Genomic DNA, 25,476 nt, shown 5'->3' with positions numbered 1-25,476 from the left:
TCGGCGCGCGGCGCTCCGCTACCAGGTGATGGGCTGTGTGAGTCCGATGAGGCATTTGCCCGTGCTGACGGGGGCGACGATGTCCGAGGTGTAGCCGCGTGGGCCGCGCTGGCCGACGAGGCACTCCTCGCCGATCTTCACGGAGACGATGATGTAGTCGGCTTCGAGATCTACGTTCGTGCGGTCGAACGTGACCTCCATGGCGGCCTTGTCGAAGCCGGTCGCGGTGAGCCCGTCGACGAGTTCGACGGAGCTCGCTGAGCCATTGCTCGCGATCGTCTGCAGGTTCGTCTCGTCGAAGATCGGCTTGTTGTCGCTCGCCGTTCCGCCGGGAACGAAGGCCGCGGGTGGCGCTTGCGTCGCCTCGGCGGCCGCGGTCGTCTCGGCCGGGGGCTGCGCCTCCTGCGACGAGCATCCCGCCAGCGCCAGCGCCGCCACCAGAGCCACTGGGGCGATGAGAGCGAAACGGCGCATTCGTGACCTTTCTCGGACGGGGCGGTCACCAGTGTAGGTGGCCAGGCGCTCAGAAGGGCGGCTGGTACTCGCTCTCGTCGGAGACGGGCGGCTTGTGCCACTCCACCTCGTCGGGTGCTGGCGCCGGTTCATCTGCTTCCGGCGGGGCCTCACCCTGCATTCCGCCGTGCCCCTGCATTCCTCCCTGCCCCTGCGCCCCGCCGACTCGCTGCCGCTGGTCAGCGCCGCCCTCATCCTGGCGCACGCGCAGACGCTTCGCGAACGTCGAGGAGCCCGCCGTGAGGTCGTGACCGAGCGCATCCGCCACCACCTCGTGCTTCGTGCGAGGCCCGTTCTGCGAGTCGAACCTGCGCATCCGGAGCTTGCCGACGACGATCACCCGCTGTCCCTTCTCGAGCGACTTCTCCGCGTGCGTCGCGAGGTCTCCCCAGGCGGCCACGTCGTACCAGTTGGGGTCGACATCCTCCCAGCTGTTCGTCGCCCGGTTCAGGCGACGAGAGTTGGTGGCGATGCGGAAGTTCACGACGAGCTGCCCGCTCGGCGTCGTCGTGAGCTCCGGCTTGCTGCCGAGGTTACCGATGAGCGTGATGTGGTCGTGCATGTCTCCCCCTTGGATCTGGCTGCGATGCGATCCGGCGCGGCGCTCGTGCCGGGAGCTCCGCGCCGGATCGTGGCACCAGTGTCGAGCTGGGAGGAGACGATCGTGCCCATGGGAAAGGCGCCTGTGCACGGCATCGCGTGCACAGGCGCCCTGTCGGCAGAGTGCCGGGAGATCAGAGCATGTACTGCGTGAACTTCGACCGCACCTTGTTGACCTTGGGCACGGCGACGAAGTTGCAGTAGCCCTGGCCGGGGTTCTTCGCGAAGAAGTCCTGGTGGTAGTCCTCGGCATCGAAGTACTGGCCGAGCGGCGAGATCTCGGTGACGATGCCGCCACCCCAGAGCTCGTCGGCACGGTCGCGCGCGGCTTCGAAGAGCTCCCGCTGGGCGTCGTCGGCGTAGTACATCGCGGAGCGGTACTGGGTGCCGACGTCGTTCCCCTGTCGGTTGAGCTGGCGGGGGTCGTGGAGTGTGAAGAAGATGTCGAGGATGACATCAGCCGGCACCACGTCCTCGTCGAAGACGACGCGCACCGCCTCGGCGTGCCCGGTCGTGCCGGTGCACACCAGCTCGTAGTCGGGCTTCGGGTGCTCACCACCTGTGTAGCCGGAGATCACATCGCTGACGCCTTTGACGTTCCTGTACACGGCATCGAGACACCAGAAGCAGCCACCTGCAAGCACGAATTCGGTCATGCGGCCAGGCTACGCCGGTGCGCGAGAACTTGGCTGAGCCCTGCGCGAACACGGCACCGGACGAAGAATGTCGGTGGTCGCTCCTAGCCTGACCTCATGTTCACGACGCAGCTGACCCAGCCCACGCAAACTCCCGTTCTGGCGCCCCGCACCGGACCATTCACCCAGCGTTTCGCCGAGCTGACCGCCACTCAGGTCCACGCCGCGCGGTGGCGCATCACGGGGTCCAACGGAGCAGTGCGCGGCTACGTCGAGGAGCACCCGCGCGGCTCGGGCGTGGTGTATGCCGCGACCCGCATGAGCCGCACGACCACCACGTTCCTCACGCTCGACGAGTTCTCCGACTTCCCCGAGGCGGTGAAGGCGTTCCGCTACCTCTGAGCAGCGCCGCCCTCACCCCGAGAAGGCTTCGTGGCCGGGAATCCTCAGGCTCGCCACCAGGTATCGGTGGGCAGCACCGGCAGCTGCCGCTTGTGCTCGGTCTTCCGGTAGAGGGCCTCGATGCGGGCTGCTGTCTCAGCATCGACCTCCCCACCCGTGAGGTAGGTGTCGATCTGGGTGTAGCTGAGACCGAGGTTCGCCTCGTCGGTCTGACCGGGGGTCTCATCGAGCAGGTCGGCGGTGGGCGCCTTCACGTACAGCCGCTCCGGAGCACCGAGCTCTTCGAGCAGCTGGCGACCCTGGCCCTTCGTGAGCCCCGCGAGCGGATTGAGGTCGGTGCCGCCGTCGCCGTACTTCGTGAAGAACCCCGTGACGGCTTCGGCCGCGTGGTCGGTGCCCAGCACGAGGAAGCCGCGCTCACCCGCGATGGCGTACTGCGCGACCATGCGCTGGCGGGCCTTGGAGTTGCCCTTGTTGAAATCGGTGATGGCACGGCCCATGGCCTGCAGGAAGGCATGCTGGAGACCGTCGGTCGCTGGCTTGATGTCGAAGCTGATGCGCTCGTCCGGCTCAATGAAGTCCAGCGCAAGCTGCGCGTCGTCTTCGTCGGCCTGGATGCCGTGCGGCAAGCGGACCGCGACGAACGTCGCCTCGCCACCCTCCGCGCGGACCTGCTCGACGGCGAGCTGGGCGAGCTTGCCGAGCAGAGACGAGTCCTGGCCGCCGCTGATGCCGAGCACGAGCCCCTTGGAGCCGCTTGCGAGCAGGTAGTCGCGCATGAAGGCGATTCGATCCCGGATCTCCGCCGCTGGATCGATGACCGGCTTCACGCCGAGGGCCGTGATGATTTCCTGTTGTGCGCTCATGGTGCGACCGATCCTAGCGAGCGCCTGTTTCGGTGGGGAGTCATTTTCAGGGGCAAGCACCCAGAGTGTCGCCGCCGCGACCCGGAGCGAGACCGCTCAGCTGCGCACGAGACGGGCGATGGCATCGGATGCTTCCTTGAGCTTCTGCTCGCCTTCGGCTCCCCCGAGCCGCACGGCGTCGGCGACGCAGTGCTTCAGGTGGTCGTCCATGAGGCCGAGCGCGACGTTCTCGAGGGCGGAGGTGATCGCGGAGATCTGGGTGAGGATGTCGATGCAGTACTGCTCCTCGTCGACCATCCGGTGGATGCCCCTCGCCTGCCCCTCGATGCGCTTGAGTCGAGTGAGGTACCTGCTCTTGTCCTCGATGTAGCCGTGATGGGCGTGGCCGCCCGCTTCGGTGATCTCGCTCATGATGCTGCCTTTCGTGGTGTGTGCTCTGGGGTGGCGGTCGGAGCTTCGAGGCCTCGGAAGGCCCGAAGCCGAAGGCTGTTGCCGACGACGAACACGCTCGAGAATGCCATGGCCGCGCCTGCGAGCATGGGGTTGAGCATGCCGAGCGCCGCGAGCGGGATTGCCGCGACGTTGTAGGCGAACGCCCAGAAGAGGTTGCCCTTGATGGTGCCGAGCGTGCGACGGGAGAGGCGGACCGCATCCACCGCGGCGAGGAGGTCGTCGCGCACGAGCGTGACGTCGGCAGCCTCGATGGCGATGTCCGATCCCGTTCCCATGGCGAGACCGAGGTCGGCTTGGGCGAGTGCCGCTGCGTCGTTGACGCCGTCTCCGACCATCGCGACGACGCGCCCCTCACCCTGCAGGCGGCGGATCACCTCGACCTTCTCCTGCGGCAGCACCTCGGCGATGACCTCATCGATGCCGACTGCGGCCGCAACCTGCTTCGCGACGGTGGAGTTGTCGCCGGTCAGCAGCACTGGGGCGAGCCCGAGGCGGCGCAGCTCGGCGATGGCACGCTCGCTCGTCGGCTTGATGGTGTCGGCCACGGAGAGCACTCCCCGCGCCTCGCCGTCCCAGGCGACGATGACGGTCGTCTGCCCGAGGGCCTCGGCCTCGCGCTTGCGAGTCGCCAGCTCCTCGCCCAGCTCTATGGCCCAGTCGGCAAGCAGCTGCTCGCGTCCGATGACGACGAGGTGGCCATCGACGATGCCCTGCACTCCGGTGCCCTCGTGGTTCTGGAAGGCGTCGACGGCGGGCAGTGGGCCGACCTCTGCTGCGGCCCCGATCGCGAGCGCGCGAGCGATGGGATGCTCCGACGCGGATTCGAGCGCCCCCGCGAGCCTGAGGAGGTCACCTCTCGAGACGCCATCCGCGCTCCATGCCCCGACGAGGGCCATCTTGCCGCTCGTGACCGTGCCGGTCTTGTCGAGCACGATCGTGTCGACTCGGCGCGTGGACTCGAGGACCTCTGGACCCTTGATGAGGATGCCGAGCTGCGCGCCGCGTCCGGTGCCGACGAGCAGCGCCGTGGGGGTCGCGAGGCCGAGCGCGCACGGGCAGGCGATGATGAGCACGGCGACGGCCGCGGTGAAGGCAGCCGCGGCGGGGAAGCCGGCGCCGAGCCAGGCGCCGAGCGTCGCGACGGAGATGACGATGACGATGGGGACGAAGACGCCGGAGATGCGGTCAGCGAGTCGCTGGACCTCGGCCTTGCCGGTCTGGGCGTCTTCGACGAGCTTCGCCATCTGCGCGAGCTGGGTATCGCCGCCGACCTTCGTCGCGCGAACCACGAGGCGCCCACCCGCGTTGATCGTCGCACCGACGACCCGGTCGCCTTCGATGACCTCGACGGGGACGGACTCTCCGGTGAGCATCGAGGCGTCGACGGCGGAGCGGCCACCCGTGACGACTCCGTCTGTGGCGATCTTCTCGCCGGGGCGCACGACGAACTCGTCGCCGACGCGCAGCTCGCTGATCGCGATGCGGGTCTCCGCTCCCCCACGCAGGACGGCGACGTCTTTCGCGCCGAGCTCGAGGAGAGCACGGAGGGCCGCACTGGCCTGTCGCTTGGATCGCTTCTCGAAGTAGCGACCGGCGAGCACGAACATCGTGACGCCGGCTGCGACCTCGAGGTAGATGTTGGCCGCGCCGTCGGAGGGGGCGATGGTGAACTCGAACGGGTGCGTCATGCCCGCCTCGCCCGCTGTGCCGAGGAAGAGCGCGTAGAGCGACCACGCGAAGGCGGCGAGCGTGCCGACCGAGATGAGCGTATCCATCGTCGCGCTGCCGTGGCGGAGGTTCATCCAGGCCGCCCTGTGGAAGGGCCAGGCTCCCCAGACGATGACCGGCGCCGCGAGCGCGAGCGAGGCCCACTGCCAGTACGTGAACTGGAAGGCGGGGACCATGGCGAGCAGGATCACGGGGACGGAGAGGACGATGCTGCCGATGAGTCGCTGGCGCAGGCTCGCGAGCTCGGGATCAGCATCCGCAGACCCCTGGCTCGGTTCTGCCGCTTCCGGAGTCGGCAGCGCGGCGGTGTAGCCCGTCTTCTCGACTTCGTCGATGAGGGATTGCGGGTCGAGCCCATCCGGTGCGCTGACGCGGGCCTTCTCGGTCGCGTAGTTAACGGATGCGGTGACGCCGTCCAGCTTGTTGAGCTTCTTCTCGATGCGCATCGCGCAGGAGGCGCAGGTCATACCGCCGATCTCGAGCTCGATGTCGGTCGTCGTGTTCATCGTTCTCCCTCTCCGTGCTCGGGGGCTTCGGACTGCTCGTCTGGGGTCTGATGGATCTGTGGGCGCCAGTCGTCAGCCGGGCCCGCGTCGACGGCGAGCTGCGCCGTGAAGAAGGCCGCGCCGAAGACCGCCGCGAGGAGCGCGGCGTAGAGGCTGAGCTTGACCGGCACGTTCACGTCAGGCCCTGGTCGCTGCGTAGCCGGCCTCATCGACGGCGGCGATCACGGCCGCATCGTCGAGGGGCTCTGCGCTCTCGACGACGAGGCGCCCGGTCTCGGCCGAGACGTCGACGCTCGCGACGCCCGCGAGGTCGCTGACCTCCTGAGTGACGGCGCGCTCGCAGTGGGCGCAGGTCATGCCCGTGACCTGGTATGTGGTGGTGGTCATCCTGGATCTCCTTGCCGGGGCAGTGCCCCCTGGGGGTATGTACGGTGTGTGTAACCGTATACCCCTGGCAGGTATTCCCAGGCTCAGATCCAGAATCCTGCGACGGCTGAGAGTCGCCGACCGAGGTGCGCGCAGATCAGTCTTCGCGCAGGATCCGGTAGCCGCGCAGCGGGTCGTAGCCGTGGATCTCGCGCGTATCGAGGACGGCCATGAAGTCGAGCACCTCGTCGGTGACGAGCTGCCCTGGCACGAGCACGGGGAACCCTGGCGGGTAGGGCGTGACGAAGCCCGCGGAGATCGGCGCGGCGCCGCCCTTGACCCGTTCGGCGAGCTGGGCGTGGCTGAGGTGCTCGATGTTCGCCCGGCGCTGACCCCGGAAGAACGCGGTCCGCAGGTCGCCGTCCGGGAGCCCGTCGGCTGAGGCGTACTCCGGCGCGAATGCGCTGAAGTCGGGCAGCGGCGGCATCGGCGCGGGCGCGGGGCGCTCGCCGTCGATCTCCCGCGCCTGGGACTCCTCCTCGAAGCGCTCCGCGAGCTTCACGAGCACCTCGATGAGGTAGCCGACGGAACTGCGGGAGGTGCCGATGTTCGTCATGAACAGCACGGTGTTGCGGCTCGTCTTGTTGACCTGGATGCCGTAGCGATCCATGAGGTGCTCGTGCTTGAACGTGTCACCATCGACACCCGTGCGCGAGATCTCCACCGTGATCCGGCTCGGGTCGACGACGAACTCGTCTTCCTCCCACGCTTGCCACATCGTCGAGAACCCGTCTCGGTGGGGCATGGGTCTCGTGCTGGCGCGATTCTCGGCCGGGATCAGATCGTGGCCGGACAGCACACGGAAGGTGCGGCGCAGCAGCGGGTGACGCGCGATGGCCTGCGCGATGCTCGTCGCCAGATCCAGCTGACGCTGGACGAGCTCGAACCCCTCCAGCTCCACCTGGCGTCGCCCGAGATCGAGCGAGGCAAGGATCTGATAGTTCGGCGACGTCGAGGTGTGCGTCATGTACGCCTCGTGGAACGGCTCCTCCGCCTCTCGGTACCAGTCCTTGTCGTAGACGTGGATCATCGAGCCCTGACGCAGCGCGGTGAGGGTCTTGTGGGTCGACTGCGTGGCGTAGACCCGGATCCGTGCATCCGGGGAAGGCAGGAGCCGCTCGGCGAGCCACACCTCGTCGGCAGCAGGCTCGCCCGTCTCAGGGTCGAAGAGGCGAGCGCGCTGCTCCTGGTAGGCGGTCGCGTGCGCGGTGGTGGCCAGGCGATCCTCGAGGTGCTTCGCGGCCGCCATGGCCGTGCGGCGGCGGGTGATGGGGTGGAACGCGGCGAACGCGAACCAGGCTTCGTCCCAGAGGAACACGAGGTCAGGCTTGATGGCGAGGCACTCCGCCATGACCCGCTCCGGGTCGTAGACGATGCCGTCGAAAGTGCAGTTCGTGAGCGTCACGAGGCGCACCTCGTCGAGGCGCCCCGCCGCGCGGTAGTCGAGGAGGAGCTGCTTTATGCGGTCGAGGGGCACCGCCCCGTAGAAGGCGAACTCGTTGAGCGGATAGGCCTCGAGGTAGGCCGTGCGGGCCCCGGTGAGCATGAGCGCGTGGTGGTGCGACTTGTGGCAGTTGCGGTCGACGAGCACGATGTCGCCGGGAGAGACGAGCGCCTGGTGGACGATCTTGTTGGCCGTGGAGGTGCCGTTCGTGACGAAGAACGTGTGCTTCGCCCCGAAGGCCCGGGCCGCGAGCTCCTGCGACTTCTTGATCGCTCCGACCGGGGCGAGCAGCGAGTCGAGGCCGCCCGAGGTGGCGCTCGTCTCGGCGAGCAGGAGGTTGAGGCCGTAGAAGTCGACGAGGTCCGTGATCCACTTCGAGGTGACCACCGACCCGCCGCGCGAGATCGGCAGGGCGTGGAACACACCGGCTGGGCGCCTGGCGTGTTCCTGGATCGCCGTGAAGAACGGGGTGTCGTAGAGGTGGGAAACCCGCCGCAGCAACGACAGGTGCAGCTCGAGCTGATCCTCGCGCAGGAACACGCGGCGGAAGCGTCGCGTGAGGACGCCGGCGAGGTCTTCGATGTGCGCGCCCGCGACGAGGTACAGGTCGAGCTCGGGACGGAGGGTGTTGAGCGTGTCGGCGAGCCCGAGCACGCGCTGCACCGAGGCGAGGCTCGAGCGCGACGTCGCCGTGGTCCCCGCCGAGTCGACGTGGGCCAGGTCGATGGTCTCGCGCATGTCGCGGCTGAGGCGCTGCTGGCTGCGGTCGCTGAAGCCGGGGCGGATGATGACGGCGAGGATGTTCGGGTTCGTGAGCACGGCCGCGACGGCGTCGTCCGCGGACGGCACGATCACGTAGTCGTACACGAACGCATCCGCGGCGCTGCGGAGCTTGAGGATGTCGGCGCGCAGCGCGTCCCGGTCGGCGGTGGTCGTCTCGTCGACGAGCAGCACCTCGAAGCGAGGACGCGGGTCGGCGTCGTCCTGCAGCTCTGCACGCTCCGCCTCGTCGAGGCGGTCCTCGCGGTGGTCGGCGGGGATGCTCGTGCCCCGCAGCCGACTCACGACCCGGCCGATGCGCTCGAGGGCCGTCGAGTACTCGCCCTTGTCGAGCGACTCGCGGATCTCGGCGACGTAGCGCTGCCCGAAGCCCGCCCAGTACAGCTCGAGCGTCTCGAGGGCGCGGAGGTTTCGCGAGATCTCGCCGTCTGCATCCAGAATGCTCGACGTCTCGTGCCCCGACTCGAGCCGCTTGATCGCGAAGCGAAGGTACTCCCATGCGTCGCTACGCAGGCGCCAGGTGCTGGTCGGCATGCCCGGATCTCGCTCCAGGCTGTGACCGGAGGCGCGACGATCAGCGTCGATCGCGGTGTTGGCGGAATCGTGGAGACCTGCGGCATCGAAGCTCGTCACGCTCGCCATTCTTCCAGAGCACCGGACGCTTCTCGGCCACGCGACGAATTGCGACCGAACCGTGCCTAGGGCGCCAGGTAGCGGCGGATCAGGTCATGCAGCTCGTCAGCTGCGCCCGATGCGTCGAAGGTCGTGTCCTCGACGCTGCGCGTCAGGACTCCGTCGGCGATCACCCCGACCCACAGGGCGAGCCGGTCACCCGTGATATCGGAGCGCCACAGCCGCTCACGTTGCCCGGCCGTGATGATCGCCTCGAGCGCACCCTGCTGCCCCGACGCGACTTCCTCGAGCAGCTGCTCGACGCGCTCGTCGCTCGGTGCTGCACTCAGGCCGGCGACGAAGCCGGCGAGGTGCGGATCGCTCGCCTCCTCGAGCAGCAGGTCGAGCCAGGCGAGCAGCGCACCTCGCGGATCGTCCGGGGCGCGTTCCGCGAGCGCTGCGAACCGGGTGCGCGACTGCGCTGCATCCGCCTCGAGGATGCCGACCAGAAGGTGCAGCTTCGTCGGGAAGTGATGGAAGAAGGTCCCGGACGAGACACCGGAGCGTGCGCAGATCCGTGCCGTCGTCGCCCCCGCGTAGCCGAGCTCGGCGATGAGCTGAGAGCCGGCCTCGATCATCGCCGTGCGCGTTCCTCCGGTGCGTGCCGCCATCCGCTGCCTCCCGCCACCTTCTCGAAACCGATGTAGAGCGTTCACTCTAGAGTGTTTACTCTAGAGCATGAGCGAAACGACGGAGGAGCGAATCGACAGGCACGCCGCGCGCGGCGGCATCGGCACGCCGACGTTCGAGCCGCGGACGCGTGACGGCTGGATCTTCCTCGCGGGGCTCCTGCTGTTCTGGGTCGTCTACAACGGCCCGCCGGTTCCGGAACTGGCAGGCATCGACCTCCGACTGGGTATGGCGGGACCCGCGTCGAGCAACGCCTGGAAATGGCTCGGGGCGCTCCTCCTGATCGCACTCGTGCTCTGGGGCGAGCGTCGGGGGCTTGCCTCGCTGCTCATCACGAAGCCCACCAGCAAGGACATCGAGTGGGCCTTCTCCGCCTTCGGGGGCGTCATGGCGTGGTCCTGGATCGCCAGCCTCGTGGCCCCGCAGGAGGAGAACAGCGGTGTCGCCACGATCACGAGCATGAGCATCGCCGGGGTCCTGCTGCTCATCGTCACCGCCGCCGTCACGGAGGAGGTGGCCTTCCGCGGCTACCTGCAGGAGCGCCTCGGATCGCTCCTGCACTCGCGGTGGATCGGCGCGGCGGTGAGCCTCGTGATCTTCATCGCGCCCCACGTGGTGTTCTTCGGGCCGAGCTGGCTGTTCCATCAGCTCGTCGGCACCCTGGCGCTCGTCGCGTTCACCCTCATCCGTCGCAACCTCGTCGCGACGATGCTCCTCCACTTCCTGATCAACGCGCCGATCCTCATCCCAACCGTGCTGGCGAAGCTCTGAGACCCCAGCCGACGGCACGGCGAGCTAGCCGTGCTGGCGGAGCCCCGCCAGCCACGTGTGATTGACGATGGCCCGACTCACCGCCTCGCGATAGGCGGCACCCTCCGGACCTCGCCGGAGATCACGGGAGAAGTAGGGCGAGGTCTCACGGTGGGGCGACCCGTTGTGGATTCGCTCTGCGAGCTCACTGAGGTACGTGCGGCCCGCGAGGCGGTACTGCTCGAGCTCGTCCTCATCGAGGCAGATCAGGGCGGAGTCGTCGACCATGTTCGTCACCACGTACCTCGCGTCGAGGTACAGCCGCTCGCCTTGCGCGACGAGGAACCAGCGCCCGGGCTCGTGGTCGACGTAGCGCATGGCGTCTCGTTCTTCCGCGATGCGTGCCGCGTCGCCCCACTGCTCGACCGGCGGGATCGCGCCGAGCCGGTGCCGCCGCGCCTGGTCGAACGCGAGGTGGCTGACGACCGGGGTGCCGCCACGAACGAGCGTGACGCAGAGGATGCGGCGGCACGTGAGGCAGGTCAGCTGACTCTCGACCCGCTCCATGAGGCCGGAGGCGTGGAGGGGGCGAAGATCCGACAGGCGCACCCAGCTGGCGCTCTCCTGGAGGAGGCCGGCCGCGAGCGCCTCCGCGATCGCGTCGATGGTGCGCTCGAGGTCACAGGCGCCGGCCCGGTCGCGCACGACGAGGCCGCTGCAGCTGGGGCAGAGATCGTCTTCAGGGCGGACGACGAGGCCCGGCTGCTCGAGTGTGAAGACGAGCGCAACGAGGTTGCCTGGGTCATTCCAGCCGCGGCGGTCGCGGAATTCCGCCCGCGCGTATCCGTCGTCGAGCTCGAAGTAGGGGGTGCCGAGCCCGGCGAAGCGGCGGCGTCCGGCGATGACCTTCTTGAGGTCGTCGAGCGTCGCCGCGTTGTGGGCGCCCTCGAGCCACTCGGACAGGTCGATCGCCGATGGCGAGTGGGCGGTGGGCACCGTGTGCAGGATCACGGCGACGAGCGCGTCGTCCTGCAGGATCAGCTCCCCACCAGAGGCAAACCGCAGCCGCCGTGACCGCACGGCCGGCTCCCCCACCAGCACCTCGGACACCCAGGCAGGGGCGCCGCCGAACGCCTCGACCAGCGACCGGACCGGCGCATCGCGTTCGGAGAGCGTGAGCGCGTCCAAGATCATCCGCAGTCGAGAGGGCATGCTTCATCGTGCCAGGCGCGGCCCGGAGACGCGTCTGCTGCGCTCAGGACGACGGCCGGAACGGTCCTCCGGGCGAGAACGCGTACGCCGCGAAGCGCTCGCCCATGAGCTGGTGAGCTTCGGGACCAGGGTGCAGGTCGTCGGGAAGCGGCAGCAGCTCCGCATCCGCTTCGCCGTAGAGCTCGGTGCCCTCGAGGAAGTACAGCTTCGGGTCGGCAGCACGGCGTTCGGCGAGCGAGGCGAGCTCGCGCCTGATCACGCTGAGGGTGAGGCGCCCCTGCGACTCATCCCCCGGGGTGCCCGTCGCCAGGAACTTCACGCGTCCGGCCCCGAGCGATTCCGGGTCGAGCGCGCCAGGGCCTGGCGTGTGCTCGTGGATGCCGCAGAAGACCGGCGAGATGAGCACGATCGGGGTGTCTGGATGCCCGTCCCGGATCGTGTCGAGGAAGCCGTGGACGGCGGGCACGAACGCCCGGATGCGCATCGCGTCGACGTTCACGACGTTGATGCCGAGTTTCACACTGATGAAGTCCGCGGGCGTGTCCCGCAGGACGCGGGCCAGGAACGGGTCGACCATCGCGCTGCCGCCGAGCCCGAGGTTCAGGAGCTCGACGCCAGCTCGGCGGGCCGCGACGGCCGGCCAGATGTCGCTCGGGGCGGACGCATTCGAACCGTGGCTGATGGAGCTGCCGTGGTGCAGCCACAACGGGCCCGCCGACGTGACCGGCTCAAGCGGTGCGTCCGAGCGCAGCTCGACCAGCTCGACCGACTCGTTGTGCGGAAGCCAGAACTCGACTCGCTTCACCTCGCCCGTCGCGAGCCCCGAGATCGTCGTCGTGTGCGTCGCGCCCGTGTGGAACGACGTCGCCCCGGTCTGCAGGTCGACCTCGACGGCGTCGCCGCCCGTCAGCTCGTCGCTGACGAGCCGCGTGCCGTCGACGAAGACATCGACGCGCCCGCGAGGACGTTCGATGCCGGCGTAGGCGGATCTCGTGGGGTGCAGCTCGAGCGCGACGCTCGCGGCTGCCGTATCGAAGACCACGCGAACACCAGAGGGCTGAGCCTCCACCAGGAGGAGCTGCGGATCCGGGAACTGCGACCGGACGGCCTCGGGCAGCCGGTGGGGCCGAACGCCCCGGTCGGTCTGCTCGAGTTCCGCGGCGCCGCGCACGAGCTGGGGAGAGAGCTGGGTGACGTTCACGAGAGTGCCTCCGGAATCGAGGTCGGCCGGGCCGAGGAGCTGCGGAGAAGGGTGCCTGGTATTCGAACCTGCGACCGACAGGTTATGTCGGCTGCCCTTCCAAGGAGCTGTCGGCCGGAAGAGACGCGCCCATTCTCACACTTGCACCGCTTCTGCGGGTCGCCACAGGCATCGTGCGAACGGCAGATTTTTGTCAGACTCGGCTTGATCGCGCAAGGAGACAAACGCGAGCGAGGGCCTCCCCAGCGTCGAGAATCCAAAGAAACGCCATCGACGTCCAGCGGCGGATGAGCTTGCAATGGACACCTTCGACAACGCCGCCCTGCCATACTTGCGAAATGACCGAAGAAGCGGTTTCGATGCCAGGCCCAAGTTCCAGCCGTCGCGAGGACTCGAGCGCGCAAGCCCGGAATCCGATCGGACGCGCGGCCCTCGTGGTGGCAGTAGCGCTTGTGGTCGCTCAAACAATCGCTGCGGGTCTCACACCCTTCGTCCCCGATGCTGCCTACCAGCTGCCCTTCAACGTCGCAGAGATCTTCACGCTGCTGCGGATGCCTGTCATCGTGCTCGCCATAGTTGCAACTGTCCTCGGAGTCATTGGTTTCCTCCGGCCTGGACAGCCCCGACTGGCGGCGGCAACGGCGGCGGCACTCGGTATCGCCGCACTCCTCCCCATGCTCGCCGGTGGTGTGGGCGGAGTGCTCGTCAACTCCCTCTTCTGAGAGTCCGAGCGACAACCGCACGGCCCTGCGTGGAGACACCACGGCGTCCCCGGGGTCGACGGCGAGGATCACCGCCACGAGCTCTTCGGGGCGGATGCGCCTGAGGAGGAAGCCCACGGCTCCGGCTACGAGCGCACCGAACTCGATCTCCTCGAGACCGGTGAGACAGGCAACAATGAGTGCCCCAGGCAGGATTCGAACCTGCGACCGACGGATTAGAAGGCCGTTGCTCTATCCACTGAGCTACTGGGGCGCGATCCCAGCCAGCATAGCGGGCCACGAAAGGGTGCACTGGCCGCCACGAAACCCGGGGAATCACTACGATGTCCCTCATGCCTATTGCTCAGGAACGTCTCGTCTGGATCGACTGCGAGATGACAGGCCTCGACCCGTCCATCGACGAGCTGGTCGAGGTCGCCGCTTTTGTCACCGACAGCAACCTGAACATCCTCGACGAGGGCTTCGAGATCGTGATCTCGGCGAGCGACGCAGCCATGGCCAACATGGGCGAGTTCGTGACGCAGATGCACACCACGTCCGGGCTCATCGAGGAGATCCCCAACGGCGCAAGCCTCGAGACCGCGACGGCGCAGCTGCTCGCGTACCTGAAGAAGCACGTCCCCGTGCCCAACACGGCGCCGCTCGCGGGCAACACCATCGGCACCGATCGCATGTTCCTCGCGAAGTACATGCCGGAGGTCGACCAGCACCTCCACTACCGCAACGTCGACGTCTCCACCCTGAAGGAGCTGTCGCGCCGCTGGTTCCCCCGCGTGTACTTCCACTCCCCCGACAAGGACGGCGGCCACCGCGCGAAGGCCGACATCCTCGAGTCGATCCGCGAGCTCAAGTACTACCGCAAGGCGGTGCTCGTACCCGAGCCCGGACCGACCAGCGAGGAGCTTCGAGAGGTCGCAGCAGAAGTGGTGAACGACTTCGCCCAAAATCTGTAATAGACTCTCGTAGTCGCAGGCGAGCGAGAGCACGCGTGCGACAGACATGGTGGGTATAGCTCAGCTGGTAGAGCGCCTGGTTGTGGTCTAGGAGGCCGCGGGTTCAAGCCCCGTTACTCACCCCATGTTGGAAGGCCCCGAGTTCCCTGCACTTTCAAGTGCGGGGAACTCGGGGCCTTCGTCGTTGGGCCGGGTCTGTGCGAAGACAGTCCGGCCGCATCCACGCGAGAGGCGCAGGTTCCCAGTGCCGGGAATCTGCGCCTCCCGCGTGCTTCTAGCGAGGCGCGGGGGCCTCGAGTTTCGGTGAGTCGGGGATAGGCGACTCGGGACGAGGCAGCTCAAGGGGAGGCGATTCGGCGACGGGTGGCTCCGGGATGCCCGGCTCCGGGGCCGGCACGAGCGCTGCGGCTGGCATGCGGCTCGCCCAGAGGACCCCGAAGAGCACGATCGCACCGCCGACGAGCTCGAGCGGGCCGGGCCGCTCCCCCAGCACGAGCCACGCTGTCGAGATGCCGACCACGGGGACGAGCATCGAGAACGGTGCGACAACACCCGCCGGGTGGCGCTTCATGAGCCACACCCAGATGCCGGAGCCGAGGACCGTGCCGAGCACGATCGTGTAGACGAGCCCAATCCACGCGGGAACCGCCGCGGCGGTCCACGCCGTCGCGAGCGACGCCCAGATCTGTTCCGGCCCCTCCACGAGCAGCGAGACGGCGAGCATGGGGAGGGGAGGCACCACGGCCATCCACATCGTCAGGTGCAGGGGCTTCGGCGGTTCGGCGAGTCGGCTCGAGATGTTGCCGATGGCCCAGCCGAACGCGCCGATCACCACGAGCACAAACGGCCACCAGCTTCCGGCGCCTCCCCGGGCGACGCCGACCAGCAGCAGGCCGGCGACCGCGACCGCGATGCCGATGACACGCCGCGTCGTGAGCTTCTCGCGGAGGAAGATCGCGCCGAGCAGCACGGTGAACGGCGCCGACATCTGCAGCACGAGCGACGCGAGCCCCGTGGGGAAGCCCGCGGCCATACCGAGGTAGAGCCCGACGAACTGCAGGGTGCCGAAGCCGAGCCCGTACCCGACGAGCCACCGCAGCTTCACGTTGGGGCGCGGGATGAACAGGATCGTCGGGATCGCGAGCAGCCCGAAGCGCAGGGCGATGAGGAAGAACGGCGGGAACTGCTCGAGCGAGGCGTGGATGGCGAGGAAGTTCACGCCCCAGAGGACTGCGACGAGGCAGGCGAGGGCGACATGGCGAGGAGGCACGGGATCAGTGTGCGGCGCGCTCACCCTGAAGCACCAGTGATGATCCGTGACCGATAACTGTAGGCTCCCTACATGGAATTCCGCCACCTCGAGCTGCTCCGCGAGTTGTCGCTGCGGGGCACGCTCGCCGCGGTGGCCGAGGCCACGCACCGCACCCCCTCCGCCCTGTCGCAGCAGCTGAGGACCGCAGAGCGGGAGCTCGGCGCGAGCCTCGTCGAGCCGTTCTCCCGAGGGCTGCGCCTCACCGCGGCCGGGAGGATCCTCGCGGACGGCGCCGACGACGTGGGACGGGCGCTCGCCGAGGTGCAGGCGAAGCTCGAGGCGAGCCTCGGCGAGCCGAGCGGCACCGTCTCGATCGGCGCGCTCCCGAGCGCCAGCGAGGCGCTTGTCCCCGGCCTGCTCCGCCGCACGGCCGGGTCGGCGATCCACCTCGACCTCGACGACTTCGACCTCGCCGAGTCCGAGTACGCAGCGCGAACCCTCGACGCCGACATCGTCATCGGGCACAGCCTCACGGGAGACGTCCCGCGCGGGGCAGAGCACCTGCACACGCGAGTCCTCGCCCGGGAGCCGATCGACGTCGCCCTGCCGTCCGAGCATCCGCTGGCGCACCTCGACCACCTCGTCCCTGGCGATCTGCTCGGCACCACCTGGGTGGGTGTGCCCGTCGGCTACCCGTTCGACAGCATCCTGATCGCCGTCGAGAACGCCACGAGCACCAACCTGGATCGAGTGCAGCGGCTCCGCGACAACCGACTCGTGGAAGCGCTCGTCGCAACCGGCACGGGGCTCGCGCTGCTGCCGCGCTTCACGACTCGCCCGCGCACGGGGGTGGTGCTGCGCCCGCTCGACGGCGTGCGGTCCGTGCGCAGCATCGTCGCCATCGCCCGTCCAGACCGTCAGGCGCGCTTCGCCGTTCGCACGGTGCTCGACCACCTCACCGCCGCGGGCGCCGACCTGGAGGCGGAGTTCGCGGAGGTCGACCCACCGCGTCCCTGACCAGCTTCAGAGCTCAGACGACGCAGGCACGCCGGATTCGGCGATGGGTTCCCGTTCGTCGCACATTTCGCACAGCTGCCCGAGGGGCCACGAGCGGTCAGCCGGCGCGCTTCGCGGCCTCCACGAAGGCGCGGATCCGGGCGTGGTCCTTGACGCCCGGGCTCGACTCGACCCCGCTCGACACGTCGACGCCCCGGGGCCCTGCCTGGCGGATCGCCTCTGCCACATTCCCCGGGTGCAGGCCGCCTGCCAGCAGCCAGTGCCCCTCGGGGCGACGACGGACGAGCTCCGAGAGGTCCCAGCGCTCGCCAGACCCAGGTCTCGGCGCATCCAGCAGCAGGAGTTCCTCACCGAACGCCCCGACGCGCAGCTCAGGGTCGTCGGCGAGCGAGGTGGCTCGCCAGATCCGCGGGAAGATCGCGCCGGCAGCTCGAACCTCATCGCCCGAGTAGGAGCCGTGCAGCTGCAGCACGTTCGCGCCGACCGCTCCCGCGATCTCGGCGGCATCCGTGGCCGACATGTCGTGCACGACCAGCACCCGATCGACGCCCGCCGCAACGGAACCGAAGATCTTCGCGGCCTCCTCCGCAGGACGCCTGCGCGGGCTCGTGCGGCTCATCACGATGCCGACCGCGTCGGCTCCGCTCTCGACGGCAACCGCCGCCGACTCGACAGAATCCAGGCCACACACTTTGACGTACACGCGAGCATCCTAGGACGTGGATGCAGGAGAGGTCGCCTCGCTCCCCCGTGAGGTGTCAGCGCTGCGGAGCGCCCGCGGGAGCCGCAACCAGGTCGCGCCGCCGCTTGGGCGCGATGAACTCGAGCAGGGAGAAGACCGCGAGCGCGACGAGGGCACCGGCGCCGGCTGCCCCCAGGGCGACGAGCAGGAAGCTCGACACCACTGAGAGGACGACGGAGGCTGACAGGTTCACGATGCTCAGAGCGACGAGGAGCAGGAGAATGGCGGCGGCCAGCACTCCCCAGCGCGTGCGGTTGAGCAGGTGCGGCCGCACCGATCGGACGATGCGCAGCGCGATTCCGACGCCGAGGACCATGCCCCAGAAGGCGAACTGCGCGACCGTCTCATGGGTCAGGGCCTCCCCGAAGACGTCGATCATGGCCCCATTCTCGCGGGCCGCGTCGCACCACGCCAGCGAGCGGACGCTCTGGCGCGTCGAGCAGCTCAGTCGCGCACTGCGGCCAGTCGGAACCGCCGCTGCGTGACGATGATCGGCCGCGCTGCGTCGAGGCGACGCAGCGTGCTGATGTTGGCGTCGACCTCGAAGCCTGGGACATCCCACGGCACCAGGGCCATGTACTCGACCAGCGCACGAGCATCCGCGAACGTCATCCGCCCAGTCCACTCGTCGGCGAGCTCGATGCGGAGCCCGGCGGCTGCCACCTCGCTGCTCGCGTTCGCCAGCGTCACGTCGTCGTGCAGCGGGTCCCCGCCGAACCACTCTCGGAGCTCGTGCGCTTCCCGTCCGTCGACCTGCTGGGTCAGGAACCGGCCGCCCGGCGCGAGCACACGGGCGACTTCCCCGGCGTCGAAGGACTCGTGGCGGCACACGACGAGGTCCAGCGACGCATCTTCGAACGGCAGGGAGTCACCCGCCTCGGAGTCGTAGCGGTGCACGTCCACACCGAACGGCGCCAGGTTCCGCCTCGCGATCTCGATATTCGGCTCCCACCCCTCGGTTGCCGCGATGGCCAGGGACTCGGCGACGGCACCGAGGTCGCCGATGAGCTCGATGAGCCGCTCGCCACCTCCCGTGCCGAGGTCGGCGATGCGCGTGGCAGTCGCCATCGCGGCACGGCACTCGGCAGTGAAGTCCCAGTGGGGATCGTCGGCGGTCATGCGCCCGTCCAGGGCGGAGAAGTCCCAGCCGACCATGGCGGCGGCGTGTGCAGCTCGCCACTCCTGCGGGCGGGCGAATTCGGCATCAGTCACTGGGGCACCCTAGCGAGGAGCGCGCGTATCGAGCCAGGAGACCCTCTCGAGGACACCTCGTAGGCTCGCGTCATGACCGCTTTCGAACTCGCATCCGCCCGGCCCGTCTCGGAAGGCGAGCTCGAGCTCGTCGAAGCCGCCCGGTCGACGATCGATGCGACGACGGATGCTGGGCCGGATGAGGACGGCATCCACACGGTAGGGGCTGCCGTGCGCGCGGCGGACGGCCGGGTGCACGTCGGCGTGAACCTGCACCATTTCACGGGCGGGCCCTGCGCCGAGCTGGTGGCGCTCGGCTCGGCCCGCGCTGCTGGTGCCCTCGAGCTGACGCACATCGTCGCCGTCGCGAACCACGGCCGCGGGGTGATGAGCCCCTGCGGGCGTGACCGCCAGGTGCTCGCCGACCACTACCCCGACATTCGGGTGATCCTGCCCGGGCCTGACGGCCTGATCAGCGTGGTCGCAAGCGAGCTCCTCCCCCTCGCCTACGACCATGCCTCGGCGCAGGTCTAGAGACGCGTGAACTCACCTGGGGGTCGAGGTGAGTAGCCCGCGGTATCACTCGGGTTCGCGCGAACCGTCGTGGCTGCCTGGATCCTGAGCGGCGACTGTCCTGAGAATCGCAACGACGTCATCGAGCGGCACCCGGGCTTCACGGCTCGCATCCAGCAGCGAACGGATGTGCTCGATCACCGCCTGAGGCGCGCGGGATGCCCCGGGAGCCACACGCGTCCCCGCCGCAGTGCGAGTGACAACGAGCCCTTCCCGCTCCAGCGAGCGATACGCCTTTGCCGCCGTTGCCTGCGCCACCTCGAAGTCGCGTGCGGTCTGCCGCACCGTGGGAAGCCTCTCGCCGTCACCGAGAACGCCAGATCGAATAGCACCCCGAAACAGCTCCGCGAGATCCTCGGCAGACTTTGACGCGGTCAACGCGCGGCCGCCGAGACCGATGCCCCCGCTGCGGCTGCGGCCGGCCGCGCCGCGGCAGCACGCACGGTGTCCACCGCGAGCCTGAGCGCGAGCGCGACCCCAACCCCCTGGAGCAGATACCCGGTCACGTTCATCGGGTACGACAGCGCGCTGAAGCCCCCCTCGATGTAGAGCTGCGGGTAGGAGACCTCCGCTGACACCCAGCGCTCGTCAAGACCGACCGTCATCGTGCTCGTGGAGCCGACGTGCATCCAGACAGCACCCAACGTGGTGACCAGTCCCGCGAGGACGATGAGCGTCAGCACGCGCGCGGTCGCATCGCGATGGGTCTTGAGCGTGGCTGCGGGAAGGGCTTCGGGGCGGTTCGCGTCTGCTTTCAGCACCCAGACCAAGACACCCGCCGCGGCAAGAAGCGTGGCAAGCGTGGCCAGGTGGTTGGGCCAGCCGGCACCCGCTAGGTATCCGAAGCTGCCGTTGAAGTGCGAGTAGATGGGAAGCGTGGTGTAGCGAGCCACGTCGCCGAAGAACGGGCCCTCTGGCGGTGCCGAGACGGCGATCAGGATCTGCCAGAGCGCAGTGACGGCGATCAGCACGGCTGAGAATCGCACCACCCAGAGCCACAGACCGGGAGCGAAGGCGTTCCAGCGTCTCCGAGGCGCGAGGGCCCTCGAGCCGGGAGCTGTCAGCGGGACCGAACGCAGAGCCAGACCGGCCACTGCGACCACCACGATCGCGGCGACGAGTGGAGCGGGCCGACGCCACCATCCATCGAATCCGGAGACGTCAGATCCTCCTCCAGCGGTAGCGAGGGCGCTCGTGAGCGTCGCCACGGCCACGATGAGGAGGCAGCCACCGACCCCGCACCAGAGCAGCACCGTCCGCCTGAAACCCGAATCAGGGAGCGCGACGATTCGGCGCGGCCTCACCCACGAGACGGCGAACAGGACCAAGCCGAAGGTGATGGCCACCTCCAGCGGCAGGAACTCCCGCACCCCGGAAGAGAGGCTGCGGATGAAGTTGAGAATTGGGTCGATCACTCATGCCTCCGAAGGTGCCGCTCGCGCGGTGCGGACAAAATATTGTGATGCGAAGTTAGCACAACTTGTACTGCGCTCGCAGTGCAAGTTCGGTTCGCCGCCGGTCCCTGTCCAGCCACCCTGCGACACAATGAGCGGATGGAGATGTCGCGGGAGAACTTCGAGGCCCTGGTCGTCGACGAGCTCGATGAGCTGCCGGACGAGATGGTCGACGGCCTCGACAACGTGATTTTCGTCGTCGAGGACCGGCCAGAGGACGGCTCGCTCGACCTGCTCGGCGTCTACGAGGGGTTCGCGCTCACGGATCGCGGCCAGTACGGCTTCGGCGAGCTGCCCGACCGCATCGTGCTGTTCCGCGAACCGCTCCTGTCGATCTGCGACGACGAGGAGACCCTCCGCGACGAGGTGCACACGACGCTCGTGCACGAGATCGCGCACTTCTACGGCATCGACGACGCGCAGCTCCACGAGCTCGGCTGGGCGTAGAGCCTCCCGATTCGCGCGTCCCCGGTACGCTTCCCGGATGCAGCAGACGCCACCAGCCCGCGGGCCCCTCCGGCCAGGACGCCTCCTCTGGGGAATCGTCCTCGTCCTGGCGGCACCAGCCTTCGCACTGTGGATGGCCGTGACCGGTCTGCTCTCGGCGCTTGCTGCCGCGAGCATCACGGTCGACGCCGTCGGGCCCATCCCACCGCTCGTCGAGACCGGGCAGACGCTGCTCTCCGCGTTCGCGTTCTGGGCGATGTTCGTCTCGGCAGGTGCCGGCCTCGTCGTGCTGATCCTGCTCGGGGCGCGGAGCATCCAGGCCGCTCGTCGCACAGCGGGCGCGGCCGGTCCGACGTTCGGCTCCGTGCTCTGGGGGTGGGCATTCGCGATCCCCCTCGCGACGGGAGTCGGCGCGCTCGCCGGTCTCCTGCTGCGGCCGGTCGCCGACAGCATCGGCACCGGCCTCTCCCTCGACGCCGGTCCCGGCACCAGCATCGACTACGACGACGCCGTCTACGGCCTCATCGTCGGTGGCACCTGGCTGCTCGCGGCGCTGGTGGGGCTGGTCATCGCCGTGATCTTCACCGTGCGCTACGTGCGCGCTCGCCGCCGGCAGAGCTCAGACCAGACGGGCACCGGCCCGCGCTGACAGCGCCTCGCGACGCCGCGAAACCCCGTCATGCGCCGGGCGCGGCCTCGATGATGACGTCGGCGAGCAGGAACGGCGCATTGCGTCGCCAGTGCTCGCGCTCTTGAGCCGCCCACATCTCCCAGAACTCCTCGAAGACGCCGACGTCTGCAGGACGCGAGAGCGCCCGCGGCTTCCGGTGGGCCTCGTCGAGTTCTATCCACACGCTCGTCGTCGCGAGGGGCGCGCTCTCGTGCGACAGCGAACCGCAGCCCTCGACGATGAGCGGCGCGGAGCCGTCGAGCTCGCGCCACGGACCGGGCGCGTCCGCCGCCCAGTCCCAGCTCTCATAGCCGGGGCGGTGCGGGAGCCCCGGCTGCTCGGGACGGAGCATGTCGCGATGCACCGCCTGCGAGGCCGCAGCGAGGCCACCCCAGCCCGGGTAGGCGTCGTCGAGGGACACCAGCTGCGCGCTCTCGAAGCCGCGCGCCCGGAACTCCGCCAGCAGCTCCCCCGCGAGCGTCGTCTTGCCCGAGCCCGACCCGCCGTCGATGATCACGACCGGGCGCGAGCCGCGGGCATCCGCGAGCACGCGGTCCAGCAGCGCCGCGACCCCGCTCACGCGCTGCCCACGAGCCGGTACGACCCCGCCGCGACGGCCACTCCGATAGCCGCGCCGGCGATGACCACTGCCGCAAGCACGAGAACGAGGTCCCGCCAGTCGAGACGTGAGGGGCGAGCCCACGTCCGCGTGATGTCCTCGGCGCCGAAGCCGCGAGCCTCCATGACGGTCGCCAGTGTCCCAGCCCGTCGCAGCGCGAGAGCGAGCAGCGCGAACGCCATCGTCATGAACCGTCGGATGGCACCCGAGTCGCCGAGACCGCGAGCGCGGCGCGCCTGGCTCATCGCCGTCCAGTCGTCGCGGAACACGGCGAAGAGGCGGATGCCCGCGAGCGCCGACACCACGAACCTCGCCGGGAGGTGCGCGACCTGCGCGAGGCCGTCGGCGAGGCGGGTCGGGTCGATGCGGCTCAACGCGACGAGCGTCGGCACGCCGATCGCGAGCACGCGCACGCCGACGGCGATCGCGAGCTGGATGGAGTTGTCGGTGATGTTCGCGTAGAGGAACTGCCCGTAGCTCGCCCCGCCGGGCTTGGCGTACAGCAGCATGCTCGTGGCGGAGACGGGGGCGGCGATGAGGAGGATCCAGCTCGATCGCAGGACCTCCATGGGGCGCACTCCGGCGACGCCGAAGGCGAGGAGCGAGAGCGTCAGCGCGACGGCCGCCGAGACGACATCGAGCGTCGTCAGCAGGGGAATCGAGTACAGCACCGCCGCCAGGAACGGCGTGACCGGGTTCACGCGGTCGAGGAACCGTCCGCCGACGGGGAGCACTTCGAGCGGCACGCCGCCGGCGTCGACCTGGGGCGACCGGGCCGACCAGGCCGGGCGGGAACCCGCCGAGGCGACGCCCGCGCCGCTGCCGATCATGCTGGCACCTTCTCGTTCTTGCGGTCGTGGGCTTCGATGCGGATGCGCTGGTCGCCGAGCACGCGCACGAGCTGCTCGTCGTGAGTCACGGAGACCAGCGAGTGCCCCTCGGAGACGAGGCGAGACATGATCGTGACGAGCTCCGTCCAGGTCCTGCGGTCCTGCCCGAAGGTGGGCTCGTCGAAGATGAGCACCCGAGGCGCCGTCGCGAGCACCGTCGCGACGGACAGGCGACGCTGCTCACCGCCGGAGAGCGTGAAGGGGTGCGCTTCCGCGAGGTGCGAGAGGCGCAGCGCCGCGAGCAGCTCGTCGACGCGTTCGCTCGTCTCGCGTCTGCCGCGCCCCACCGCATCCGGTCCCACCTCGAGCTCGCGCCGCACCGTGCCCGCGACGAACTGGTGCTCGGGCTGCTGGAAGACCGTGCCGATCCTCGTCAGCAGCTGACGGGAACGCCAGGCAGACGGATGCGGGCCGACCGGGCCCGCCGCGCGGAACCTGCCGAGCGCCCAGCCACCCCGTCGACTGTCAGCGTCTTCGCCAGCTTCACGCAGGGCACTGCTCGCACGCACGTCGCCCGCGACCGGCTTGAGCAGGCCAGCGAGCGTCAGCGCCAGCGTCGTCTTGCCCGCGCCGTTGGGACCGAGCACCACCGTCGACTCCCCCGCCCGCAGCGTCGCCCCGAACTGCGTGTGCAGCGGATGGTCGGCACGCCCGAACCCGAGGCCGTCGGCGACGAGCAGGTCCTCCCCCGGGGCGCGCTCGCCCCGGGGAACCGAGGGTTCGTGGCCGCCTATCCACACACCCGCCGCGAGGAGCGACTCCCGCTGCTCCTCCAGGATCACGTCAGGAGCACCGTCTGCGAGCAGGTGCTGCTCGGTGCCGAGCACGACGACCCGGTCGACGCTCGAACGCCACACATCCACCCGATGCTCGATGATGATGAGCGTCGCGCCGGTGACCTCGGCGGCACGCACAACCGCCTCGCGAACCTCCTCGACACCAGCCGGGTCGAGGTTCGCGGTCGGCTCGTCGAGCAGGATGAGGTTCGGCCGCATCGCGAGCACGCCCGCGATCGCGAGGCGCTGGCGCTCACCGCCGGACAGCTGCGCGGTCGAGCGGTCGAGCGGCATCCGCAGCCCGACGGCGTCGAGCGCCTCGCGCACCCGAACCCAGGTCTCGGCGCGCGGCACACCGAGGTTCTCGCAGCCGAACGCGACGTCGTCGCCGATTCGGGCGAGCACCGTGTTCGCCTGCGGATCCTGCAGGACCAGCCCCACCGCGCCGCGCGCATCCGTCGGATGCCTGCCGTCGACCAGCAGCGAGCCGAGCTCCTGGCCATCGTCCTCGTGGTCGCCGAGCACCCCGGCAAGAGCCGCCAGGAGCGTGGACTTGCCCGCCCCCGACGGCCCGAGCAGCAGCACGGCCTCTCCGGGCTCGATCGTCAGGTCGAGCTGGCTGACCGCCAGCTTCGCCCGATCGGCGTGGCGCCAGCCCCACCCCCTCGCCTCGACTCTCGCGCCCACGACCGCTAGCCGATTCGCTTCGCGCTTCTGCCCGCCGCGAAGCGGTTCAGCGCGCCGGTCGCGGCGAGTGCTCGCGTGAGCAGCCAGCCGACGACTCCCGCCAGCACCGCACCCGAGACCACGACAGCGACCAGGTAGATCGTCAGGAATTCAGGGCCCTTCTCGATGTTCGCGCTGAGGAACAGCTCGAGCACCCACGCGGCGACGGCAGCACCAGCGCCCGCGAGCATCGCGACGCTCAGACCGAAGCGCTTGTAGAGGAAGAGCGCGAAGATGAGCTCAGCACCGAGGCCCTGCGCGATACCCGAGTAGACGGTCTCGATCGACCACTGGCTGCCGAGCAGCATGGACACGCACGCCGCGAGCACCTCGACGAAGAGCGCAGCCCCCGGCTTGCGGATGATGAGCCCGCCCAGCACGCCACCGAGCAGCCAGATGCCGACCGCGATGCCACCGAAGCCCGGCGTCAACGCGTCCATCGTCGTGAACCACAGGTAGCCGACGCTGTTCCAGAAGATGAAGATGAGGCCCGTCGCGACACCGAGAACGGCCGCCGTGACGATGTCGATGACACGCCAGCGGAAGCGGCTCTTCGGCGCCTTCGCCTGAGCCGGGACCTGCGCTGCCGCAGTCGGAGATGGAGTCGGGGAAGTTGTCATGCTGTG

The 25,476-nt window shown here is 69.2% G+C and carries 30 protein-coding genes and 2 tRNA genes; 9 read left to right on the top strand and 23 right to left on the bottom strand.

Features of this window, described 5'->3' with window-relative positions:
- Positions 1 to 18: 18 nt before the first annotated feature.
- The 3 genes from ITJ61_RS16475 to msrA all read right to left on the bottom strand — a co-directional run bounded on the left by ITJ61_RS16475 (position 19) and on the right by msrA (position 1,769).
- On the bottom strand, positions 19 to 474 hold the full coding sequence (locus tag ITJ61_RS16475) for a DUF6993 domain-containing protein (RefSeq protein ID WP_104341500.1): 456 nt from the start codon (positions 472 to 474) through the stop codon (positions 19 to 21).
- A gap of 49 nt (positions 475 to 523) precedes the next feature.
- Positions 524 to 1,075 (bottom strand): single-stranded DNA-binding protein, encoded by a 552-nt coding sequence (locus ITJ61_RS16470; RefSeq protein ID WP_104298872.1) that lies wholly within the window; start codon positions 1,073 to 1,075, stop codon positions 524 to 526.
- A gap of 172 nt (positions 1,076 to 1,247) precedes the next feature.
- On the bottom strand, positions 1,248 to 1,769 hold the full coding sequence (gene msrA / locus ITJ61_RS16465; RefSeq protein ID WP_104240739.1) for a peptide-methionine (S)-S-oxide reductase MsrA: 522 nt from the start codon (positions 1,767 to 1,769) through the stop codon (positions 1,248 to 1,250).
- Positions 1,770 to 1,865: 96 nt separating this feature from the next.
- On the opposite strand from msrA, the gene ITJ61_RS16460 reads away from it, so the two are divergent.
- The gene (locus ITJ61_RS16460) at positions 1,866 to 2,150 is read left to right on the top strand and encodes a hypothetical protein (RefSeq protein ID WP_104298871.1); all 285 of its coding nucleotides are present in this window, start codon (positions 1,866 to 1,868) and stop codon (positions 2,148 to 2,150) included.
- Positions 2,151 to 2,194: 44 nt separating this feature from the next.
- On the opposite strand, the gene nadE is transcribed toward ITJ61_RS16460, so the two are convergent.
- The 7 genes from nadE to ITJ61_RS16425 all read right to left on the bottom strand — a co-directional run bounded on the left by nadE (position 2,195) and on the right by ITJ61_RS16425 (position 9,636).
- Complete coding sequence (gene nadE / locus ITJ61_RS16455; RefSeq protein WP_104298870.1) at positions 2,195 to 3,016, bottom strand: ammonia-dependent NAD(+) synthetase; 822 nt, start codon at positions 3,014 to 3,016, stop codon at positions 2,195 to 2,197.
- Positions 3,017 to 3,112: 96 nt separating this feature from the next.
- A complete protein-coding gene (locus ITJ61_RS16450) occupies positions 3,113 to 3,427 on the bottom strand; it encodes a metal-sensitive transcriptional regulator (RefSeq protein WP_104240736.1) in 315 nt (104 codons plus the stop codon).
- Positions 3,424 to 5,703 (bottom strand): heavy metal translocating P-type ATPase, encoded by a 2,280-nt coding sequence (locus ITJ61_RS16445; protein WP_194686872.1) that lies wholly within the window; start codon positions 5,701 to 5,703, stop codon positions 3,424 to 3,426. Before ITJ61_RS16445 ends, ITJ61_RS16450 begins: the two co-directional genes overlap by 4 nt.
- Positions 5,700 to 5,879 carry a hypothetical protein gene (locus ITJ61_RS16440; RefSeq protein WP_104240734.1) on the bottom strand — a complete coding sequence of 60 codons (180 nt, stop codon included), beginning with the start codon at positions 5,877 to 5,879 and terminating at the stop codon, positions 5,700 to 5,702. Before ITJ61_RS16440 ends, ITJ61_RS16445 begins: the two co-directional genes overlap by 4 nt.
- A gap of 1 nt (position 5,880) precedes the next feature.
- Entirely contained in the window at positions 5,881 to 6,090 is a 210-nt protein-coding gene (locus tag ITJ61_RS16435) for a heavy-metal-associated domain-containing protein (protein WP_104240733.1), read from the bottom strand.
- A gap of 136 nt (positions 6,091 to 6,226) precedes the next feature.
- The gene (locus ITJ61_RS16430) at positions 6,227 to 8,887 is read right to left on the bottom strand and encodes an aminotransferase class I/II-fold pyridoxal phosphate-dependent enzyme (RefSeq protein WP_228497161.1); all 2,661 of its coding nucleotides are present in this window, start codon (positions 8,885 to 8,887) and stop codon (positions 6,227 to 6,229) included.
- A gap of 164 nt (positions 8,888 to 9,051) precedes the next feature.
- Complete coding sequence (locus tag ITJ61_RS16425; RefSeq protein WP_194686871.1) at positions 9,052 to 9,636, bottom strand: TetR/AcrR family transcriptional regulator; 585 nt, start codon at positions 9,634 to 9,636, stop codon at positions 9,052 to 9,054.
- 67 nt (positions 9,637 to 9,703) lie between these two features.
- Between ITJ61_RS16425 and ITJ61_RS16420 the strand changes: the two genes are divergently transcribed.
- Positions 9,704 to 10,426: a CPBP family intramembrane glutamic endopeptidase gene (locus ITJ61_RS16420; protein ID WP_194686870.1), complete on the top strand. Its 723-nt coding sequence runs from the start codon at positions 9,704 to 9,706 to the stop codon at positions 10,424 to 10,426.
- Positions 10,427 to 10,450: 24 nt separating this feature from the next.
- On the opposite strand, the gene ITJ61_RS16415 is transcribed toward ITJ61_RS16420, so the two are convergent.
- Positions 10,451 to 11,617 carry a hypothetical protein gene (locus ITJ61_RS16415; protein ID WP_194686869.1) on the bottom strand — a complete coding sequence of 389 codons (1,167 nt, stop codon included), beginning with the start codon at positions 11,615 to 11,617 and terminating at the stop codon, positions 10,451 to 10,453.
- A gap of 43 nt (positions 11,618 to 11,660) precedes the next feature.
- Positions 11,661 to 12,818, bottom strand: a complete 1,158-nt coding sequence (locus ITJ61_RS16410) for a GDSL-type esterase/lipase family protein (RefSeq protein ID WP_194686868.1) — start codon at positions 12,816 to 12,818, stop codon at positions 11,661 to 11,663.
- A 452-nt stretch (positions 12,819 to 13,270) separates the two neighbouring features.
- Between ITJ61_RS16410 and ITJ61_RS16405 the strand changes: the two genes are divergently transcribed.
- Positions 13,271 to 13,540 carry a hypothetical protein gene (locus ITJ61_RS16405; protein WP_194686867.1) on the top strand — a complete coding sequence of 90 codons (270 nt, stop codon included), beginning with the start codon at positions 13,271 to 13,273 and terminating at the stop codon, positions 13,538 to 13,540.
- A gap of 180 nt (positions 13,541 to 13,720) precedes the next feature.
- Here the strand turns inward: ITJ61_RS16405 and ITJ61_RS16400 are convergent.
- Positions 13,721 to 13,793, bottom strand: a tRNA-Arg gene (locus ITJ61_RS16400).
- Positions 13,794 to 13,872: 79 nt separating this feature from the next.
- On the opposite strand from ITJ61_RS16400, the gene orn reads away from it, so the two are divergent.
- Positions 13,873 to 14,493, top strand: coding sequence for an oligoribonuclease (gene orn / locus ITJ61_RS16395; protein WP_194686866.1), 621 nt, complete (start codon positions 13,873 to 13,875; stop codon positions 14,491 to 14,493).
- A 49-nt stretch (positions 14,494 to 14,542) separates the two neighbouring features.
- A tRNA-His gene (locus ITJ61_RS16390) sits at positions 14,543 to 14,618 on the top strand.
- Between the two features lie 149 nt (positions 14,619 to 14,767).
- Here the strand turns inward: ITJ61_RS16390 and ITJ61_RS16385 are convergent.
- Complete coding sequence (locus ITJ61_RS16385) at positions 14,768 to 15,763, bottom strand: EamA family transporter (protein ID WP_194686865.1); 996 nt, start codon at positions 15,761 to 15,763, stop codon at positions 14,768 to 14,770.
- Positions 15,764 to 15,835: 72 nt separating this feature from the next.
- Here ITJ61_RS16385 and ITJ61_RS16380 point away from each other — a divergent pair, with 72 nt between their 5' ends.
- Positions 15,836 to 16,762 (top strand): LysR family transcriptional regulator, encoded by a 927-nt coding sequence (locus ITJ61_RS16380; protein ID WP_194686864.1) that lies wholly within the window; start codon positions 15,836 to 15,838, stop codon positions 16,760 to 16,762.
- Between the two features lie 97 nt (positions 16,763 to 16,859).
- Here ITJ61_RS16380 and ITJ61_RS16375 read toward each other — a convergent pair whose 3' ends face one another.
- The 3 genes from ITJ61_RS16375 to ITJ61_RS16365 form a co-directional block, all read right to left on the bottom strand.
- Positions 16,860 to 17,465 carry a phosphoribosylanthranilate isomerase gene (locus ITJ61_RS16375; protein WP_194686863.1) on the bottom strand — a complete coding sequence of 202 codons (606 nt, stop codon included), beginning with the start codon at positions 17,463 to 17,465 and terminating at the stop codon, positions 16,860 to 16,862.
- 55 nt (positions 17,466 to 17,520) lie between these two features.
- A complete protein-coding gene (locus tag ITJ61_RS16370) occupies positions 17,521 to 17,883 on the bottom strand; it encodes a hypothetical protein (RefSeq protein WP_194686862.1) in 363 nt (120 codons plus the stop codon).
- Positions 17,884 to 17,948: 65 nt separating this feature from the next.
- Complete coding sequence (locus tag ITJ61_RS16365) at positions 17,949 to 18,716, bottom strand: class I SAM-dependent methyltransferase (protein ID WP_323744397.1); 768 nt, start codon at positions 18,714 to 18,716, stop codon at positions 17,949 to 17,951.
- A gap of 72 nt (positions 18,717 to 18,788) precedes the next feature.
- Between ITJ61_RS16365 and ITJ61_RS16360 the strand changes: the two genes are divergently transcribed.
- Entirely contained in the window at positions 18,789 to 19,229 is a 441-nt protein-coding gene (locus ITJ61_RS16360; protein ID WP_194686861.1) for a cytidine deaminase family protein, read from the top strand.
- Positions 19,230 to 19,274: 45 nt separating this feature from the next.
- Here the strand turns inward: ITJ61_RS16360 and ITJ61_RS16355 are convergent, their stop codons facing one another.
- Positions 19,275 to 19,646: a GntR family transcriptional regulator gene (locus ITJ61_RS16355; RefSeq protein WP_194686860.1), complete on the bottom strand. Its 372-nt coding sequence runs from the start codon at positions 19,644 to 19,646 to the stop codon at positions 19,275 to 19,277.
- Positions 19,643 to 20,683, bottom strand: coding sequence for a hypothetical protein (locus ITJ61_RS16350; protein WP_194686859.1), 1,041 nt, complete (start codon positions 20,681 to 20,683; stop codon positions 19,643 to 19,645). Before ITJ61_RS16350 ends, ITJ61_RS16355 begins: the two co-directional genes overlap by 4 nt.
- Before the next feature lie 138 nt (positions 20,684 to 20,821).
- Here ITJ61_RS16350 and ITJ61_RS16345 point away from each other — a divergent pair, with 138 nt between their 5' ends.
- Together ITJ61_RS16345 and ITJ61_RS16340 are read left to right on the top strand one after the other, a co-directional pair.
- Positions 20,822 to 21,169 carry a metallopeptidase family protein gene (locus ITJ61_RS16345; protein ID WP_104240722.1) on the top strand — a complete coding sequence of 116 codons (348 nt, stop codon included), beginning with the start codon at positions 20,822 to 20,824 and terminating at the stop codon, positions 21,167 to 21,169.
- Positions 21,170 to 21,206: 37 nt separating this feature from the next.
- Complete coding sequence (locus ITJ61_RS16340) at positions 21,207 to 21,818, top strand: hypothetical protein (RefSeq protein ID WP_194686858.1); 612 nt, start codon at positions 21,207 to 21,209, stop codon at positions 21,816 to 21,818.
- A 28-nt stretch (positions 21,819 to 21,846) separates the two neighbouring features.
- Here ITJ61_RS16340 and ITJ61_RS16335 read toward each other — a convergent pair whose 3' ends face one another.
- Genes ITJ61_RS16335 through ITJ61_RS16320 form a run of 4 tightly spaced genes read right to left on the bottom strand, consistent with a single transcriptional unit; the run spans position 21,847 to position 25,470 of the window.
- On the bottom strand, positions 21,847 to 22,419 hold the full coding sequence (locus ITJ61_RS16335) for a cobalt ABC transporter (RefSeq protein WP_194686857.1): 573 nt from the start codon (positions 22,417 to 22,419) through the stop codon (positions 21,847 to 21,849).
- Positions 22,416 to 23,288: an energy-coupling factor transporter transmembrane component T family protein gene (locus ITJ61_RS16330; protein ID WP_194686856.1), complete on the bottom strand. Its 873-nt coding sequence runs from the start codon at positions 23,286 to 23,288 to the stop codon at positions 22,416 to 22,418. Before ITJ61_RS16330 ends, ITJ61_RS16335 begins: the two co-directional genes overlap by 4 nt.
- A complete protein-coding gene (locus tag ITJ61_RS16325; protein WP_323744396.1) occupies positions 23,285 to 24,811 on the bottom strand; it encodes an ABC transporter ATP-binding protein in 1,527 nt (508 codons plus the stop codon). The genes ITJ61_RS16330 and ITJ61_RS16325 overlap by 4 nt, the downstream gene beginning before the upstream one ends.
- A 5-nt stretch (positions 24,812 to 24,816) precedes the next feature.
- Entirely contained in the window at positions 24,817 to 25,470 is a 654-nt protein-coding gene (locus ITJ61_RS16320; protein ID WP_104240718.1) for an ECF transporter S component, read from the bottom strand.
- Positions 25,471 to 25,476 lie beyond the last annotated feature (6 nt).

This window comes from Pseudoclavibacter sp. VKM Ac-2888 (assembly GCF_015351285.1).
Lineage (GTDB): Bacteria > Actinomycetota > Actinomycetes > Actinomycetales > Microbacteriaceae > Pseudoclavibacter.
This window is presented reverse-complemented; position numbering and strand designations above follow the sequence as displayed.

Coding starts and splice junctions, on each gene's coding strand:
- ITJ61_RS16435 (WP_104240733.1), bottom strand. CDS start 6,090: ATGACCACCACCACATACCAGGTCACGGGCATGACCTGCGCCCACTGC.
- ITJ61_RS16475 (WP_104341500.1), bottom strand. CDS start 474: ATGCGCCGTTTCGCTCTCATCGCCCCAGTGGCTCTGGTGGCGGCGCTG.
- ITJ61_RS16415 (WP_194686869.1), bottom strand. CDS start 11,617: ATGCCCTCTCGACTGCGGATGATCTTGGACGCGCTCACGCTCTCCGAA.
- ITJ61_RS16450 (WP_104240736.1), bottom strand. CDS start 3,427: ATGAGCGAGATCACCGAAGCGGGCGGCCACGCCCATCACGGCTACATC.
- ITJ61_RS16370 (WP_194686862.1), bottom strand. CDS start 17,883: ATGATCGACGTCTTCGGGGAGGCCCTGACCCATGAGACGGTCGCGCAG.
- nadE (WP_104298870.1), bottom strand. CDS start 3,016: ATGAGCGCACAACAGGAAATCATCACGGCCCTCGGCGTGAAGCCGGTC.
- ITJ61_RS16360 (WP_194686861.1), top strand. CDS start 18,789: ATGACCGCTTTCGAACTCGCATCCGCCCGGCCCGTCTCGGAAGGCGAG.
- orn (WP_194686866.1), top strand. CDS start 13,873: ATGCCTATTGCTCAGGAACGTCTCGTCTGGATCGACTGCGAGATGACA.
- ITJ61_RS16430 (WP_228497161.1), bottom strand. CDS start 8,887: ATGCCGACCAGCACCTGGCGCCTGCGTAGCGACGCATGGGAGTACCTT.
- ITJ61_RS16340 (WP_194686858.1), top strand. CDS start 21,207: ATGCAGCAGACGCCACCAGCCCGCGGGCCCCTCCGGCCAGGACGCCTC.
- ITJ61_RS16380 (WP_194686864.1), top strand. CDS start 15,836: ATGGAATTCCGCCACCTCGAGCTGCTCCGCGAGTTGTCGCTGCGGGGC.
- ITJ61_RS16460 (WP_104298871.1), top strand. CDS start 1,866: ATGTTCACGACGCAGCTGACCCAGCCCACGCAAACTCCCGTTCTGGCG.
- ITJ61_RS16425 (WP_194686871.1), bottom strand. CDS start 9,636: ATGGCGGCACGCACCGGAGGAACGCGCACGGCGATGATCGAGGCCGGC.
- ITJ61_RS16470 (WP_104298872.1), bottom strand. CDS start 1,075: ATGCACGACCACATCACGCTCATCGGTAACCTCGGCAGCAAGCCGGAG.
- ITJ61_RS16445 (WP_194686872.1), bottom strand. CDS start 5,703: ATGAACACGACGACCGACATCGAGCTCGAGATCGGCGGTATGACCTGC.
- ITJ61_RS16320 (WP_104240718.1), bottom strand. CDS start 25,470: ATGACAACTTCCCCGACTCCATCTCCGACTGCGGCAGCGCAGGTCCCG.
- ITJ61_RS16420 (WP_194686870.1), top strand. CDS start 9,704: ATGAGCGAAACGACGGAGGAGCGAATCGACAGGCACGCCGCGCGCGGC.
- ITJ61_RS16330 (WP_194686856.1), bottom strand. CDS start 23,288: ATGATCGGCAGCGGCGCGGGCGTCGCCTCGGCGGGTTCCCGCCCGGCC.
- msrA (WP_104240739.1), bottom strand. CDS start 1,769: ATGACCGAATTCGTGCTTGCAGGTGGCTGCTTCTGGTGTCTCGATGCC.
- ITJ61_RS16345 (WP_104240722.1), top strand. CDS start 20,822: ATGGAGATGTCGCGGGAGAACTTCGAGGCCCTGGTCGTCGACGAGCTC.